This window comes from Lachnospira sp. CLA-JM-H23 (assembly GCF_040096425.1).
In the GTDB taxonomy this organism is placed as follows: Bacteria; Bacillota; Clostridia; order Lachnospirales; family Lachnospiraceae; genus Lachnospira; species Lachnospira rogosae.
This window is the reverse complement of sequence record NZ_JBBMET010000001.1, coordinates 116,825-134,044: the sequence shown is the minus strand read 5'-3', so window position 1 is coordinate 134,044 and position 17,220 is coordinate 116,825. Positions and strand designations below refer to the sequence as shown.

Here is a 17,220-nt window from a genome sequence, read left to right as displayed (position 1 = left end):
ATTAATTATTCTGCAAAGAATTCGTCTATCTGCATATCCATACATTTAACTACATCGCCATTAGCCGCATATACCTTTGACCATTCAACTGACTTTTCAATAGCTGTATCAAAGTTCCAGCGTGGTTTCCAGCCAAATGTTGTCTTTAACTTAGAGCAGTCAAGCTTTAAGAAATTAGCCTCGTGTGGACCTCCGTCATACTTGTTAACCCATTTAAGTCCTTCGCCCCATTTATTACAAAATGTGTCTACAAGAACTCCTGTTGTTATACAATCGCTTTCATCTGGACCTACGTTATAGAAATCAGCATACTTCTTATCTTTGAACTGTTCCATAGCTATCATAAGATAAGCTGCAAGTGGTTCTAATACGTGCTGGTATGGTCTTGTTGAATGTGGGTTACGTACAACTATATCTTCCTTCTTAATAGCTGCTCTTACACAATCTGGCACAATTCTGTCATTGGCAAAATCACCGCCGCCGATTACATTACCAGCTCTTGCTGTTGATACAGATACATCCATATCATTGAAGAATGAATTGATATAACTGTGTGTAACAAGCTCTGAGCAGGATTTACTGTTAGAATATGGATCATATCCGTCAAGTGGTTCATTTTCTCTATAACCCCATGCCCATTCATTATTATGGTATACCTTATCAGTAGTTACATTAAGGAATGATTTAACACAAGGGTTAAGTCTTACACATTCACATATATTAACTGTACCCATAACATTAGTTTCATAAGTGTATACAGGGTCTTTATATGAATCCCTTACAATAGGCTGTGCAGCAAGATGTAATACTATCTCAGGCTGTACTTCCTTAAACACTTCCTTTAAATGTGCTAAATCTCTTATATCACCTATAACAGAATTAATATTGTTCTCAACGTCTGCCATTGAAAAAAGATTAGGATCCGTAGGTGCTTCAAGTGAATATCCTGTAACCTCTGCTCCTGCTTTTACAAGAATTCTGCAAAGCCAAGAACCCTTAAATCCTGTATGTCCTGTAACAAGAACTTTTTTGCCTTTATAAAAACTTAAATCCATCTTTATATCTTATCCCTTCCTGATAATAATTACCATTTTTTCCAAGGAGCTGTTCCTGTGCTAAGATACTTCTCAAGCATATCCATTTCTCTCTTGTTATCCATACACTGCCAGAAGCCATTGTGCATATAAGACATAAGTTGTCCTTCCTTAGCAAGCTTCTCAAGTGGATCTTTCTCAAATACTGTGTTATCACCTTCAATATAATCAAATATTTCAGGATTAAGTACCATATAACCAGCATTGATTGGTGCACCATCCATAACACTCTTCTCTCTGAAAGACTTAACAGCATTATCTCCGCCAATATCAAGAACACCCTTCTGCTGTTCAAGCATAACTGATGTAAGAGTAGCAATCTTTCCGTGTTCCTTATGGAACTCTACAAGCTTTGATATATCAACATCACATACGCCATCACCATAAGTCATAAGGAAAGGTTCATTACCTACATACTTCTGTACTCTCTTAATTCTTCCACCTGTCATAGTATTAAGTCCTGTATCAACTACAGTTACCTTCCAAGGCTCACAATGCTGTTCGTGGATTATCATATCATTAGAACCTTTAGTAAAGTCAAATGTAATATCACTATTATGAAGGAAATAATCAGCGAACCATTCCTTTATTACATACTGCTTATAACCAGCACATATAATAAATTCATTAAATCCATAATATTCATATTCTTTCATAATATGCCAAAGAATTGGCTTACCGCCAATCTCAATCATTGGCTTTGGCTTAAACTGGCTTTCTTCACTTATTCTTGTTCCGAAACCACCAGCTAATAATACAACCTTCATACTGTTCCTCCAGTCTTTTTTAAGTATATTTAATATCCTTTTATATTTTTCATCAATCCACACTTCTCCAATGCTCAAGTGTTTCTCTAAGAGTCTGCTCTAATGAAATAACCGGCTGCCAGCCGACTTCACTCTTAATCTTGTCTATGTCAGGTTCTATAATTGGAACATCTACAGGGCGTAGCTTATTCTCATCAACCTTAACCTCAATGGCTGTATCAGACATTGCTACTATCTCATCAAGTATCTGACTGATTGCAATTGCGTGTCCAGTTCCTACATTATATGTTTCTCCACGTCTGCCGTGTTCAACAAGAAGTGCATAGGCCTTTACTACATCTCTTACATCTGTAAAATCTCTCTTGGCACTTAGATTACCAACATATATAACTGGCTCCTGTCTGCCTTTCTCAATATCTGCAACCTGCTTGCAGAAATCAGCTACAACAAACATAGGTGTCTGGTTAGGACCTATATGGTTAAATGCCCTTACCATCATTATATCAAGGCCATAAGCATCAGAATATATCTTTCCCAACATATTCTGGCATGCCTTTGTAGCGGCATATATATTACCTGGACGAACTGTATTATCTTCAACAATCGGACATTCACCCTCTTTGATATGTCCGTATTCTTCACCTGAACCTATAAGAAGTACTCTTGGCTTTTTATCAAGCTGTCTTACAGCATCAAGAAGATTAACACAGCCTTTTATATTAACATCAATTGTAAGCGTTGGATTCTTCCACGAATATGCAACTGATGACTGTGCAGCAAGATGAAATATATAATCAGGCTGTTCAGCCTTAAGCAATCCTACTATCTGTCCAATGTCAAGAATATCGAGATTCTTAACAACTGCATTATCCATAACAAGCTGTTCTTTCTCTGTCTTAGTAACTGTAACCTCGTATCCACAATCATCAGTAATATGTCTTACAAGATATGGACCGACAAAACCGCCTCCGCCAATTACTAATGCTTTCATATATTACCTCATTTCTGATAATCAAATATTGTCAGGACAGAATCTCTGCCCTGACTCCTCGTAACATTTAACATTTATTAGTTATTAGCTTCTGCTTCTTTCTTTACTAATTCAAGGTCATTCTTAACCATTCTCTCAACTAATTCCTGGAAAGAAATCTCTCTCTTCCAGCCAAGCTTTGCTTCTGCCTTAGCTGGGTTACCAATAAGAAGTTCAACCTCTGCTGGTCTGAAGAAGTCCGGATTAACCTTAAGTACAACCTTACCTGTTGCCTTATCCTTTGCTATCTCATTAACGCCTTCGCCCTCGAACTCAACTTCAATTCCTGCCGCAGCAAATGCTGTCTTGGCAAATTCTCTTACTGTTCTTGTCTCATTAGTAGCGATTACATAATCATCTGGCTCTTCCTGCTGTAAAAGTAACCACATAGCTCTTACATAATCCTTTGAATGACCCCAGTCTCTCTTAGCATCAAGGTTACCAAGTTCAACATGATCCTGAAGGCCTAACTTAATACGTGCTACAGCATTAGTAATTTTTCTTGTAACAAACTCTTTTCCTCTTCTTTCTGATTCATGGTTAAAAAGAATTCCTGAGCAGGCATACATATCATAACTTTCTCTATAATTCTTAGTAATCCAGTGTCCATAAAGCTTTGCCACTCCATATGGGCTTCTTGGATAGAAAGGTGTATCCTCTGTCTGAGGGATTGCCTGTACCTTACCAAACATCTCTGATGTTGATGCCTGATAAAATCTGCACTCTGGCTTAACTATTCTGATAGCTTCAAGCATATTAGTTACACCGATAGCATCAATATCTGCTGTTGTACAAGGTGTATCCCATGATGTAGCTACAAAAGACTGTGCAGCAAGATTATATACCTCATCTGCCTGTGATATTCTCATAGCTGATATTAATGATACGATATCCTGCATATCTGCATATATAAAATGTATCTTATCCTTAATATGGTCTACATTACCGTAATCAACGACACTCTTTCTTCTCATAAGGCCATATACGTTATAGCCTTTTTCAAGAAGAAGTTCTGCTAAATAAGAGCCGTCCTGTCCTGTAATACCTGTAATTAATGCATTTTTCATAATTCTACTCCATTCTTTAATTTAGTCTGCATATTTTATAAATATTCATTCTTTCCTGCTTCTCTTAAACTTGCAAGGACTTTCTTTATCTCTCCAGCATTCTCTTTAGTTGAAATAAGTGTCGCATCTTTAGTATCAACAACAATCATATCTCTTAAGCCTACTGTTGCTATAAGCTTGTCTGCTCCTTCAATTACACAGTTCTTTGTATTAACAGTAACAACATTGCCGTTGACAACATTGCCATCTTCATTGTTCTCTTTAATTCTACCGACTGCAAGCCAAGAGCCAACATCATCCCAGCCAAAATTACCAGCTAATGTATATATATCATCAGCCTTTTCCATAATTCCATAATCTACTGACTGTGATTCAAGGTCAGGGAACTCTTTCTCAAGTGTAGCCTGATAATCAGCTGTTCCAACAGAAGCCTTAATCTTCATAAGTCCATCATATGTTGATGGCATAAAGCTCTTAAAACAGTCAAGTATTGTTGAAACCTTCCATACGAACATACCTGAATTCCAAAGATAAGAACCATCTTCAAGATATGACTTGGCTGTTTCAAGGTCTGGCTTTTCAACAAACTTTTCAACTGAATAGCTCACACCTTCCTTGTTATCCTTATTATATTTGATATAGCCATAGCCCGTCTCTGGATAATTAGGTGTAATACCTACTGTTACAAGATTAGCTCCGCTCTCAGCAACCTCACAGGCATTAACAAATGTATCTTTAAATATATCATTATGCTTAATAAGATGATCTGATGGAAGAACTATCATAACTGCATCATCATATTTAGATGCAACGTGTACCGCTCCAAGACCTATACAAGGTGCTGTATTTCTTCCTATTGGTTCACAGAGAATATTCTCTTCTGGAATACCTGGAAGCTGTTCTTTAACAAGCTCTCTATAATTAGCATTTGTTGCAATATATACATCTTTAATGTCAACTAATGGACTTATTCTTTCCACCGTAAGCTGAATCATCGTCTTACCGTCATCTGTTAATGACAAGAACTGCTTTGGAAGGTTCACTCTACTCCTTGGCCAAAATCTCTCGCCTTTTCCACCTGCCATTATCAATGCTGTTTTTTTCATGATATACCTCATTTCTTAAATAACTGAATATTTAACGTTTCAATATAGGCACACTACGCCTTTCTATAAGCTTTAAAATTATATCCCAACAGACCCTATTTGTCAATTTTTCCTGGCTTTATATTCACTGAATTATGGTCTTTGCATAACATTATCTTAACTTGTAGAAACTTAATGTGCCATCATTACTTACAATTGGTGAAATGCCAAGCTTTTCTGTAAGCTGGCTCTCTATCATTCCAATAAACTCTTTATCATTCTCCCATTGGGCAGTTCTTTCTTGTGTCATAAGCCCCTTATCTGGATTTTGCTCTTTAACGCCTGCACACACTGCCAAGTCTATCTTTCATCAGTTCACTATTCCCTTAATTAATTATATTTATAATAATTTTATCAAACTGGACTTTATTATTCAACAATATGTATCTGTTTTATTAGACATTTTCTATATGATATTATATAATAAATCATTAGCTTTCCAGCAACGCCAACTGGCATTAAAGCTTTTATATTCTATAAATAATAGGAGATAATGTATGTCATATAACTTAATTAACCAGTTCAAAAAGGATAATAAAATAACACCTAAGGGTATCATTTTTATTTTTATGCTGTTCGTTATTGTTGTACAGTCTGCAATAATTATTTACAGTAACTTATTTGAACTTGAACATCACCTTGGATTTGATGCTTCATCAGCTTATCTGCAGGCTGTTGAAATATGGAGATGTAAATCTTTAGTTCCATCAACCTTTGCACTGACAACTACTCTTGGTCTTGATTCACCGACTCCGCTTGCCGCACTTTTCTACGGCATTACAGGAAATATCTTTCTCGGATTTGGAATCGCCAATATTATACTTGATGTTGTAATAGCTGTTATATTCTATAACCTATTAAAGGAATTCAAATTATCCGCTTTTGAGATTGCTCTTGGATTTATCTTCCTTTTATGTCCATTTATGACACCAGACCATTTCATAGATAACAACCTTTCTTATTTTGCAATGGTTCTTGGCGAGCAGGGCTCTTACAGCGTAAAGATAATAACTATGCTTCTTTTATTATGGGTTGTCGTACAGTTAGAACACCGTAATAATAAAGCTTTACAGGCTGGCTCAGAAAATGTATCGCACAACAATATCAAATTATATATATCAATTGTATTTGCAACACTTTTCTCTATGCTTACAGCAATTTCAAGTGGAATATATGTTGCTATTACAATATTAGTTCCTTGTGTGTTCTACTATGTCTTTAAGATTATCTATAAGAATTCTTTAAAGGTGCTTAAAGACTATGGCTTTATATTTACTATGGCACAGCTTGTATTAACATTTGCCTGCAAAGCCATATCAGGTCATATATTTGTTTTCCAGTCTAAAGAAAGCTCTATGGTATTAACAGGTATATATGAATTCTGGCACAACATAGGAAGTCTTATAATGGGATATCTGCAATTACTGTGTGGAATTTCTATTGAAACAACAACAAGCCTTTTCTCATTCAGGGGAATAATCCAGATATTATCCATAGGCTTTATATTATTCATATTAATTCTTATGGTAATATCTGTTAAACGCATTATTAAAGAAATAAAACAGAAGGATATCGACTTTACAGAGATAATTCCATATACAATAATATTAGTTAATATCGCAATATTCATATTCTCTTATACTTTATATGATGGATATTTTTTTGAATACCGCTACCTTATTATTGTATACCTTATGCAGATTGTAATATGCTTAAAGGCTATTAATAAGCTCAGTGATGAGCATATATTTAAAGCACTCATTACATTTGCAATATCATTCGTGCTCTTATGTGAAAGCGTTGGATTATTCAGGCTCTATCACGAAAAGACTATAGACTCCGATACTCTTGTTCCTCTTCTTGAAGAAGTCGATACTCTTGATGTTCCTATAGCATATGTATGGGGTACAACTTCTGCGCAAATGCAGATAGATGCAAGAAATTTCAGAATAATGGATCTTAATCTTGTATACAGAACACTTACTGATGATACTTATCAGAGAAGCAACCGCTGGGGCGATTATCTTTATTATGATGAAAACAGCCAGTGGACAGGAAGAACCGTGCTTATCACAACACTTGATGATTTGACAACACTTCCTGAATTTATAGTTAACAAATATACTTTTGTTAATAATTACGGCGATTATCTTATATATGTATCAGAAATCAATCCTTTTGATTTAACTGCATTCGATAATAACTGTACCAAAAATATTAATTTTATGTATTCAGAAGGCGTTGATATTGGATGGGCTGAACTTGACAGTAATGGCTATCTTGTCGCTGATGATACTGTTTCTGGCAACATTATGAATATGACACTTCCTGGTGTTGAAAAAGGAACATATTCCGTTACAATAAACTACTCATCTGATGACAATAATTCAGATACTTATTTTGAAATATGTAACCTTGCTGATGACAGTGTTATTGCCAAGGCTTCTGCCTCAACAGATAATGAAACTATAATTAATAATATCGAAGTTAATGATACTTCTGATTTAATAATTAAATGCTTCAAAAAAGACGGCTACAGCCTGATATTAAAGAATGTGCATATTAACAGGAAATAGCTGGAATAAATCTTATATCAATAAAATCCCCTTATATATTGGAAATACAGCCAGTAAGATTTCTATCTTCTGGTCATACACCCAATATATAAGGGGTATTTTATAGTTATTATAATGTTTAAAACGCAACAAAATATTTTAACCGGACATAACCAATTAATAATTTAACCTCTATTATTAATTAACTGGAACCCAGTATTCAAGCACTGCTGAGCCTACTGTAAATTCATCTGATAATTCAAAGCGTTCATAGAATTTATCAAGATTAACACCTTTATCAGTTAAAGTATAATGTGCATTATAATCCATAATTATCGGCTCATCAATGTTATCAAGTTCATTCTGTAAATATTCCAATGACTGAGGATATACATCTAAATCTGCAAAGTCTATAAAATAATATCCACTATCCCAGCCAAGTTCGTAATATACCATAGGAATTGAAAATCCTATCGCCTTAGTGTCTTTAGCACATACATCCGCTATATGCTGTATCTCACTGTTATATACTTCTGTATTTCTCATATCTGACAGTTCATTACCGCCCTCAACATATGAATAGTTGTATACTCCTGCCGCACACATAGCAAGAAGTATCCCTGCTGACAATGCCGCAAAGCCTTTTAAGAGTATCGAAAGATATCCTGCCTTGCTCTTCTGGTAATTCTTTATACAGTAATCTGCAAATACAGCAATCATAATCACTGTTGTAAAATGAACAATTGTAAGATTACCATACGCTGTACGGTTAATATAATATGTCATCTGCCCAAGTGCCATAACTGCAACAACTGCCATAAAGGCATCATATCTGCTGTCGTCAATATTCTTATCACCTGTATTAAGATTAGAATTAAAGAAGACATTCCCTATAAAAAACAATCCAAAAAATGCTGTTATAAGCCATGCAACAATACCTTTCTGGTATTCATATCTAAGATAATCAAAATAGTCTGAATTCATAAGTGGGAATATGAACTGCTTAATGCTTATAAAGCTTCCACCCATAAGAACATTGATAATTCCTGTAATAACCCACGCTCCTGCTATTGTTCCTATAAGTGCCAATACAACAATCAATGTGTTTGTATACAGACCTGCCTGTTTGAAATTATATTTTTTGATATTATCAATAATATAGTATGCTGCTACTGCTATAGTGTATACAATGCCTGTTTCAAAGTTCCATATTACTGATATCATAAGCAGACATACATTAATAATTATATATACAGGCTTATAACAGTATTTTCTCTTAACACCAAAGAATAAATAAGCGAGTATTATGCCTGCAAATAATGTTCTATGTGGTACAAGCTGGAAGTAAACTCCTGTATGCAGTGAACAATTAACAACAATAAGTGCAGTAACCGCCATTATTCTGACTGCATTGTTACTTACAAGTTCAATTATTACATAGGCAGCTGCCATATATGAAAATGCTGACAAGGCTGCCATAAGTATCATAAATGTATTAATACCACCACCAATAAGCTTTAATATTGGGGCTAATATAAGTGCATAATATCCATACACACCTGAATTAAGACCGCTTCTTGCAACACCATTAACCGCTGAATACACTGTATTAAAATACGCATCAAAATGATATACATTATAATCTGTTGAATACACATTAGGCAGATAAAATGAATAAGCATATATAAGCCCTGCTACTACCGCAAATAAATACAGATACACCTTATTCTTAACCGGTTGTACCACTGCATTTTCTTTCTTAATAACAGCAAGCATTATTATAAATATAGCTGTCAATGCAATCACAGTAATCTTTTCATTAGCGTGATACAGGTAATCATCTGCTGCCGGTCCGTCAAACAGATTAACCTCATTAAGATAACAGCCTATAAGTATGCCGAATACAACTAATATAATAAGAGCTGATATAACACTGTACACTTTATTATTACTGCCTGATAACTTTAATCTGTTCTTTACTGCCGGAATGTTCATAATAATACATACCAGCAGGCAGAACACAAGAAGAAATACAGCATATGGAATTATATTTGATGTAATCTTTCCACTGTATACAGGATTGCCCTCTATCTTATATACATACAGCTCAATGCCAGCTAATACAACAAGATATGCTATGCCTATGCTGAATATTTTTCTTATTAAATTATTCTCACTATTCATTATTATTAACTCTCTATTATTAACTCTTTATTACTGATTATTATTACAACCAGCTATTTTATATTCATAATTTCATTGTCTGATTTATTCTTCATCCAATAATGGTATAAACATAATCTCTTTAAGTTCTTCTCTTGATAAAAATGGAGCTAAATCCTCAAGTGGAGGACTTACAAGTGTTCCGTCCTCTAATCTCTTAGTACTGCTCTTTGGCTCCCATACCTGCTTGGTATCTGTAAATATTTCACAGAATACAGGACCATCTGCCTCTAATACCTTATCAACTGTTTCCATCATCTCTTTGTTAGATGAAGCACTGTAATAATCATAACCAAATGCTTCAGCAATCTTCTTGAATTCAGGGAAAGATAAATCTCCTGACTCTGGACCAATTCCTATTTTGCAATGCTCTTTAAACAGATTATTCTGTGTAAGTCTTATTGAATGATAACCATTGTTATTAATGAGGAATACTTTAATTGGAAGCTTGTTAGTAATTATTGTCTGGAGTTCCTGCAAATTCATCATAATACTGCCGTCACCCTCAAGGCATATAGTAGTTCTTCTGCCGCCACCGATACAAGTACCAATAGCTGCTGGAAGTCCGTATCCCATACTGGCAACAGCACTGTTGTTAGCCATTCTGCTGCCTTTTTTAATGACATAAGTCTGATTACCTACAACACAGCACGCCCCATTAGATACTGCTGTAAGGCTGTTCTCTGGAAGCTGGCTGCTTAAGTATTTAATAAATGCGTATACATTAGCTGTACTTCCATTTTCCTCCCATTGCTTTGGCTGTACAACAGGATATTCCTTTTTCCACTTCAATGTTGTACTGCACCACTCATCTCCTCTGAATACAGGTGCTATATCTGAAGCGTATTTATCAAGCTTTGTAAGGAAATCCTTTGCATCTGCCCATACTGGCATTTCAACGTGGATAGTTGGCTTCTTTAACTCAGCTTTATCTATGTCTACCATTATTACTTCTGCGGCTCTCGCCCAGGTCTTCCAGTTATATCCTGTCTGGCGGATTGATATTCTTGTTCCTACTGCTAATATAAGGTCAGAATTCTGTATAGCCCAGTTACCTGGTCTGTCACCCATATTACCAGCTCTTCCACAATAAAGAGGATTATCATCTTCAATAAGGTCAACTGCATTCCAATATGTCACGATAGGAATATTAAGCTTCTTGGCAACTGAACGGAACACATCATATGCACCCGAAAGTCTTATTCCATAACCTGCGTGAAATACTGGTCTTTTCGCATTCTTAATCTTTTCAAGAACAGCCTTGACAACGCTATCCTCAACAGGCGGTGGAAGCAGCTTATCATCTTCCTCTGGATCATAACCCCTTAATTCATCTGTTTCAATATATCCACCCTGATAATTAACCGGAATATCTATCCATACAGGACCTGGTCTTCCTGTTGTAGCAAGGTGCCATGCCTTCTCAAGAGCATATCTTATATCCTTAGGGTCTTCAATCATAGTTGCATATTTAGTCATATTAGATACTGACTTTACTATATCATATTCCTGATCACCCATAGCTCTTAACGGAGTTTCAGTATACGATAAGGCATACCTTGCTGTTGTATCATATCTTACCTGTCCGCTTATTATAAACATCGGTATTGAATCAAGCCAGCCGCCAACTACACCTGTAAGTGCATTAGTTCCACCCGGTCCAGTTGTAACACATACTGCTGCAATTCTGTTATCAATTCTTGCATAGCTTTCAGCCGCCATAGCACAAGCCTGTTCGTGATGATTATAAGTTACCTTAAGCCCTTCATTGTGTCCAAGTGCATCATTAAGGTGCATAGCTCCTCCACCTACTACAGAAAACACATCTGTAACACCGTGGCTTACAAGAAAATCTGCAACATAATCAGCTAAACGTATTCTCATATTCTAATCTCCATTCTATTAATCATTTTATAATTATTCTTATACTTTACAAATATTCGTATACTGTCAATATATAATTCTACCGGATTCTCTGTGTCGCCCAAAATCGTATCGCTTATATCTTCTATTTCGCAGACGTGAACCACATACACATATGAGCAATATAAATCATAGCTTCATTATTATCATCACTAAACCATTTTTAATTCTATCCAGAGCTATGTCATCTAAAACTTATAAAAGCTAAGACAGCCATTATCACTTATAACCGGCTTTGTTCCTGTTGCTTCTGTCAAATCACTTTCTAACTGTTCTATCTGTTCTGCAAGGTACGCTCTTCTGTCAATATATATTCCGGCAAAACCCGCTTCCTTTAAAGCCTTAACCATATCATCGGCTTTCAGGCTTCCGATTTCTTCATTCCAGCTATCGCCTTCTCTTCCCTTAACAGAACCATAGCTCCATTTAAGTGTGTCTGAATGAAGATAACCAACGAAAAGATGATAATCCCACATATCATTCTGTGACTCACCCTCCGGATATTTATGATATGGAAGCTGATAAATCATAGAGCCATCATCAACTGAACTTTCAATGTATGACACAAGCTTATCATCACTTGCATATTCATCCTGTATTGCCTTATAGGTTTCTGTTGGTGTCTTGCCACCGCAGCCTTCCCATATACTAAACACACATACAAGTCCTGTCACTGCTGTTACAATAATTGAAGCTGTGCGTTTATCAGCTTTAAGCTTATCAACAATAGCTCCCATAAGCATAGCCACCGCCAATATACATACATATTCAATAAATATTGAAATTCTGTTATAGCCTCTTATCTTATCTGTGATCAGAAATGCTATCATAGTTCCAAGTCCGCTTGTTGTACCAAGAAGCACAAGCATAATATTAATCTCAGAAAGTGCTCCTAATCTCTTCTTTAATGCACTGTCCCTGTTCATAAACAAAGTGAACATAAGTATAAAGAAACCAATGATTGCAATAATTCCAAGGTATTCTGTAACATTTTCATTAAGATATGTAGTATTGCTGTCATACATATCTATAGCTTTCTGTATTATACCTATGCCATGTGCATTTCTAGGCATAAATAGCATAATAAGCTTTAAACCATACATTTCTGTTTCAATAAATCCAGCTCTTGATACAGCATCCTGATTAGCACCGTGCTGTAAATTGTATATCTTGGCTGGCACCATACAAAGAATAAAGAATACTGCAATAACTACACATATTGAAAGTGCTCTGACAAACCCTTCCGGCTTCTTATTCTTTAACCACTTGCATACACCTGTTACAAGAAGTATAAAGCAGGTGAAATATGGATAATAACCTATTCCATTATTAGCAATAAGCAGTGCAATTACAATTACAACATAATTGATTGGTCTTTTAAAGAACTGCTTATCAAACTTAAACACTTCTTCTCTTTCAAGAATATAAAAGCATAAAAGAAATGATAAAGGCACAAAATAAGCCTCTGCAAGCACCATATGTCCCACACCTCTTGCAAGCATAAATGGTGACATTCCATATACTGCTGATGTCAATGCTGAAATCCAGCAGTTAATTCCAATCTGTCTCATTACGATATATGACACAATTCCTGCAAATATAAATATGCTTAAATATGTAAGATTAAATCCTACAACAGCATTACCGCCAGCAAGGAATACAAATATTTTCATTATAACCATTCCGGCATTATGCAGATAGTTAGCTGAGAAATCATACATCTGTGTTCCATTTGGTGCACCCAGCCTGTCCGTTGTCATAATCCAGCCCTGTTCTGAGAACATCTTGGCATCTACAAGCATACTAAGGTCATCTCCGCCTGAATATGCTATTGGATATGTTATATCAAAATTAAATAGATTAAACTTATAAATCATTGCCACTGTTATAATAAACAGCATAAGTATAACACTTGCATATTCCTGCCAGTTATTCTTCATATGATTACTTATTTTCTGCTTCATTCTTCTCTCCCACAAGCTTAATTATGTCATCAAACTTCTTCATAATATCTTCCCACTGGAAGTAATCTTCAACATACTTTCGTGCATTCTTACACATAATCTCATATACATCTGTATGTTCAAGCAGATAATTAACACAGCCTTCGAATTCAAAGAAATTCTTGTAATAAAGACCACCATTACTCTTAACGCAGTGGCCCTTTAACACATCACATATACCATTAACTATAACTGGCTTTGATAATGTCATAGCTTCTAATACTGAAATTGAAAGACTCTCGAACTTAGATGGAAGTATAAGTGCCTTAGCACCGCTTATTCCGTCAAATTTATCCTCATCAGTAACGAAACCAAGACTTATAATATCAGGGTGCTTAGGTATCTCACATACCGCCTTGCCCATAAGCACAAGCTTAAGATTATTCTTATTACGCTTTTTATATTCCATAAAATAATTAAAAAGTCTTGGACAATCTTTACCTTCATCAATACGTCCTACATATATAACGTAATTATCAAGGTTATATTTCTTCTTAAATCTATCAGCATCAACAGTTGTTGGGACATCTACACCAACACCGCATACTTCGTATGGAACATCTTCATTATGGAATATTGAGTGTACAAGATCCTTTTCCTCGTCTGTAAGGAATACAAACGCATCCGCAGCCCCGAACACCTTTTTATACATATCAAAATGTATAAATGGTTCCTGATGTGCTGTAGGAATAAATATTGCCTTATTCTTAATTCTTACAATACTCTTAACCGCTGTATAGTAAAGATAAGTTACAACAATAATTGCCTCATATTCGTCCTGATGTTCATCAACATATTCTACAAGCTCTGGACAATATGGTCCCATATGCTCTATCCATCTGTCCGATAATTCTTCGCCCGCATTGGGATTAGAAAGCATTTCAGAATCAAGTGCTGAGAATACCTTAGGAATTCTTTCGTGTACTGTCTTAAATCTTCTTACAGTTACACCATTAATATCCTCAACACCTTCCTTGTAATAATTCTGCCATTTAACATATTCAACAGCACAGGAAGTAAGAACTTCTACTTCATACTTAGCCTTAAGTCTTTCAGCAATCTGTCTTGAATAAAGTTCAGAACCGCCATTAACCTCTAATCCGTATCTTTGATTTATAATAGCTATCTTTTTCATATTTATCTCCGTTTCTAACTTTCAAAAAAATCAAGAAATCTCTTAACAATTACATCCCATTTGAAATTATCTAATACAAACTGACGTCCTGTCTTACCCATAGTCTCAGCAATTACAGGATTGTCCATATAATAATTAACACATCCTTCAAATTCAAAATAATCATTAAAATATAATCCTGAATTAGACTCTTTAGCGAAATTAGCTGTTACATTGCAAGCCGCATTAACAAGAACTGGTCTTTCACACAGCCAGCTTTCCATTATTACAATAGAGAAGCTTTCATTCTTTGACGGCTGGCACAGACATACCGAACCTGCACAGGCATCATATTTATCCTGTATATCAAGAAATCCCAGATCAACTACCTTATCTTTAATATCCTCTGGAATATTAATATCTCCTCCGCCTATTAAGACAAGCTTTAAGTTCTTATCAGGATTTCTTCTTGTAAATTCGCCAAAATATTTTATAAGTGTATATATATTCTTGGCTTCATCTTTACGTCCTGCATATATTATATATGGTTCATTAATATTGTATTTCTTTCTGAACCTGTCAGCATTATATTCAAAATCTGTTTCTACGCCTTCTCCTAAAAGCACCTGATTAACATTTCTTAAATCAAGCACTTTATTGGCAAGTTCCATCTCCGGTCTTGCGTGGAATATAATTCCTCTTAAATCCCTGAATGTCTCTCTATAATGTCTGAAATAAGCGTATGCCTCATCGTGCAGGCACGGAATAAGAATTGACTTAAATGGACACGCCAGTATCCCATAATAAGTTGTACCAAACATATATGGAATAAACACATATCTATGATATTCCTCACTATGCTCCCTGAGATAATCATACATATCAGGACTATTGACCATTTCCCTTATGAATATATCTTCTTCATCATAGGATATTGTCTTTCCCTGCATAACCTTGGCATTAATTCTATGAAATTCTTTCATATTGCCTTTTCTTACTTTGAATCTTCTTATTGGAATTCCATCAACTATCTCTACACCTTCCTTGAAATAATTCTCAGTCCAGTCAGCAGTAAACTCTTTTACACAGGTTGTTATTATTTCCAAATCAACATTATTGGCTTTCAAGTGGGTCACAATTCCTCTTAATTCCTGTTCTGCTCCCCCTCGTATATCCTTATGATACCATGGAACTACAAATCCAATTTTCTTCATAATGCTCAATCCTTCTTATCAATAAACTTTGACAAATACTCCTTGAACATTGCAGATATATTATCATAGCTATAATATTCAAGTCTTTCATTTTGTTCTTCTATAACATAATCCCTTAACTTCTTATCTTTAACCATCTTGTCAATGCAGGCAGCTACATACTGTGGATTATTATCATCTAATATCATACCCTTATGGTTCATAGTTTCAGGCACAGCAGCCCTGCCATAAGCAATTATTGGAACTTTGAACTTCATTGCCTCAACAATCGGAACGCAGAAGCCTTCATGCTCACTCATACATAGAAATACATCTGCTGTCTTATAATAAGCAAGTATCTGGTCAAACTTTATATGTCCTGTAAATATAACTGTTCCACCCATACCAAGCTTCTTAGTATATTCTGTAAGCCTTATATAATATGGATCATCATATCTGAACGAACCAGCCAGTATAAGACGTGACTTTTTATTATACAATCTGTTGTAATAATAAAATGCTGATATAAGATTCTCCTGCTTCTTATTAGGTGCAATACGTCCTGTAAATAATATATTCACATAGTCATCAGAATATTTCTTTACAACTGATTTGTCTGGTGCTTTATCATAATCAGACATTGGTATAATAATTGGAAGTACATCAATAGGGCATTTATAACCCATATTAAGCAGATCCTTTTTATTGAATTCTGAAACAGCAAGACAATAATCGACCTTATCAGCTAATGACTTAGCACCTTTAAGACCATACTCACATATATCACTGAATCTTTCATCATTATTCTTGAAGTATTCTGGTGGTGTTATGTTATGATACACTACAATTTTACGGCAAGGATACTTAGCCACATCAAAATTCAGGCGGCTTCCTGTTGACATATGGAATATTATAATATCATCATTCGATACATCTTTTAATTCTGAAATTGCAAGTGCCGTCTTTTTATCAAGTGGTGGTACTATGCTTTCGGCATATATTCTTGTCTGATATCCCATCTGCTTGATTGCCTTTTCCATAGCTACTGTATCATTACTAACAGCATCGCCATAAGCAATAGTAGATAATAACTGAAAAATACGCAT

The 17,220-nt window shown here is 35.2% G+C and carries 13 protein-coding genes; 1 reads left to right on the top strand and 12 read right to left on the bottom strand.

Translation table 11 applies throughout. The annotated features are described in order from the left end of the window. Positions 1-5 precede the first annotated feature (5 nt). From rfbG to WMO42_RS00585, 6 genes are all read right to left on the bottom strand, one after another. Positions 6-1,061, bottom strand: a complete 1,056-nt coding sequence (gene rfbG, locus WMO42_RS00610; RefSeq protein ID WP_349153680.1) for a CDP-glucose 4,6-dehydratase — start codon at positions 1,059-1,061, stop codon at positions 6-8. Positions 1,062-1,084: 23 nt separating this feature from the next. Continuing rightward, complete coding sequence (gene rfbF, locus WMO42_RS00605; protein ID WP_022502956.1) at positions 1,085-1,861, bottom strand: glucose-1-phosphate cytidylyltransferase; 777 nt, start codon at positions 1,859-1,861, stop codon at positions 1,085-1,087. Between the two features lie 52 nt (positions 1,862-1,913). Beyond that, positions 1,914-2,852, bottom strand: coding sequence for a GDP-mannose 4,6-dehydratase (locus WMO42_RS00600; protein ID WP_349191291.1), 939 nt, complete (start codon positions 2,850-2,852; stop codon positions 1,914-1,916). Positions 2,853-2,929: 77 nt separating this feature from the next. Beyond that, positions 2,930-3,958, bottom strand: coding sequence for a GDP-mannose 4,6-dehydratase (gene gmd, locus WMO42_RS00595; protein WP_055175631.1), 1,029 nt, complete (start codon positions 3,956-3,958; stop codon positions 2,930-2,932). 35 nt (positions 3,959-3,993) lie between these two features. Continuing rightward, positions 3,994-5,064: a mannose-1-phosphate guanylyltransferase gene (locus WMO42_RS00590; protein WP_022502959.1), complete on the bottom strand. Its 1,071-nt coding sequence runs from the start codon at positions 5,062-5,064 to the stop codon at positions 3,994-3,996. Between the two features lie 151 nt (positions 5,065-5,215). Further along, complete coding sequence (locus WMO42_RS00585) at positions 5,216-5,401, bottom strand: hypothetical protein (RefSeq protein ID WP_349191289.1); 186 nt, start codon at positions 5,399-5,401, stop codon at positions 5,216-5,218. 199 nt (positions 5,402-5,600) lie between these two features. Between WMO42_RS00585 and WMO42_RS00580 the strand changes: the two genes are divergently transcribed. Beyond that, positions 5,601-7,679, top strand: a complete 2,079-nt coding sequence (locus WMO42_RS00580) for a hypothetical protein (RefSeq protein ID WP_349171906.1) — start codon at positions 5,601-5,603, stop codon at positions 7,677-7,679. 177 nt (positions 7,680-7,856) lie between these two features. Here WMO42_RS00580 and WMO42_RS00575 read toward each other — a convergent pair whose 3' ends face one another. From WMO42_RS00575 to WMO42_RS00550, 6 genes are all read right to left on the bottom strand, one after another. Further along, positions 7,857-9,842: a hypothetical protein gene (locus WMO42_RS00575; RefSeq protein ID WP_349191287.1), complete on the bottom strand. Its 1,986-nt coding sequence runs from the start codon at positions 9,840-9,842 to the stop codon at positions 7,857-7,859. A gap of 84 nt (positions 9,843-9,926) precedes the next feature. After that, positions 9,927-11,765, bottom strand: coding sequence for a thiamine pyrophosphate-binding protein (locus WMO42_RS00570; protein WP_022502962.1), 1,839 nt, complete (start codon positions 11,763-11,765; stop codon positions 9,927-9,929). 227 nt (positions 11,766-11,992) lie between these two features. After that, positions 11,993-13,768 carry a hypothetical protein gene (locus WMO42_RS00565; RefSeq protein WP_022502963.1) on the bottom strand — a complete coding sequence of 592 codons (1,776 nt, stop codon included), beginning with the start codon at positions 13,766-13,768 and terminating at the stop codon, positions 11,993-11,995. Further along, a complete protein-coding gene (locus tag WMO42_RS00560; RefSeq protein ID WP_022502964.1) occupies positions 13,749-14,942 on the bottom strand; it encodes a glycosyltransferase family 4 protein in 1,194 nt (397 codons plus the stop codon). Before WMO42_RS00560 ends, WMO42_RS00565 begins: the two co-directional genes overlap by 20 nt. Positions 14,943-14,956: 14 nt before the next feature. Further along, positions 14,957-16,135 carry a glycosyltransferase family 4 protein gene (locus WMO42_RS00555; RefSeq protein WP_022502965.1) on the bottom strand — a complete coding sequence of 393 codons (1,179 nt, stop codon included), beginning with the start codon at positions 16,133-16,135 and terminating at the stop codon, positions 14,957-14,959. 5 nt (positions 16,136-16,140) lie between these two features. Then, the gene (locus WMO42_RS00550) at positions 16,141-17,220 is read right to left on the bottom strand and encodes a glycosyltransferase (protein WP_022502966.1); all 1,080 of its coding nucleotides are present in this window, start codon (positions 17,218-17,220) and stop codon (positions 16,141-16,143) included.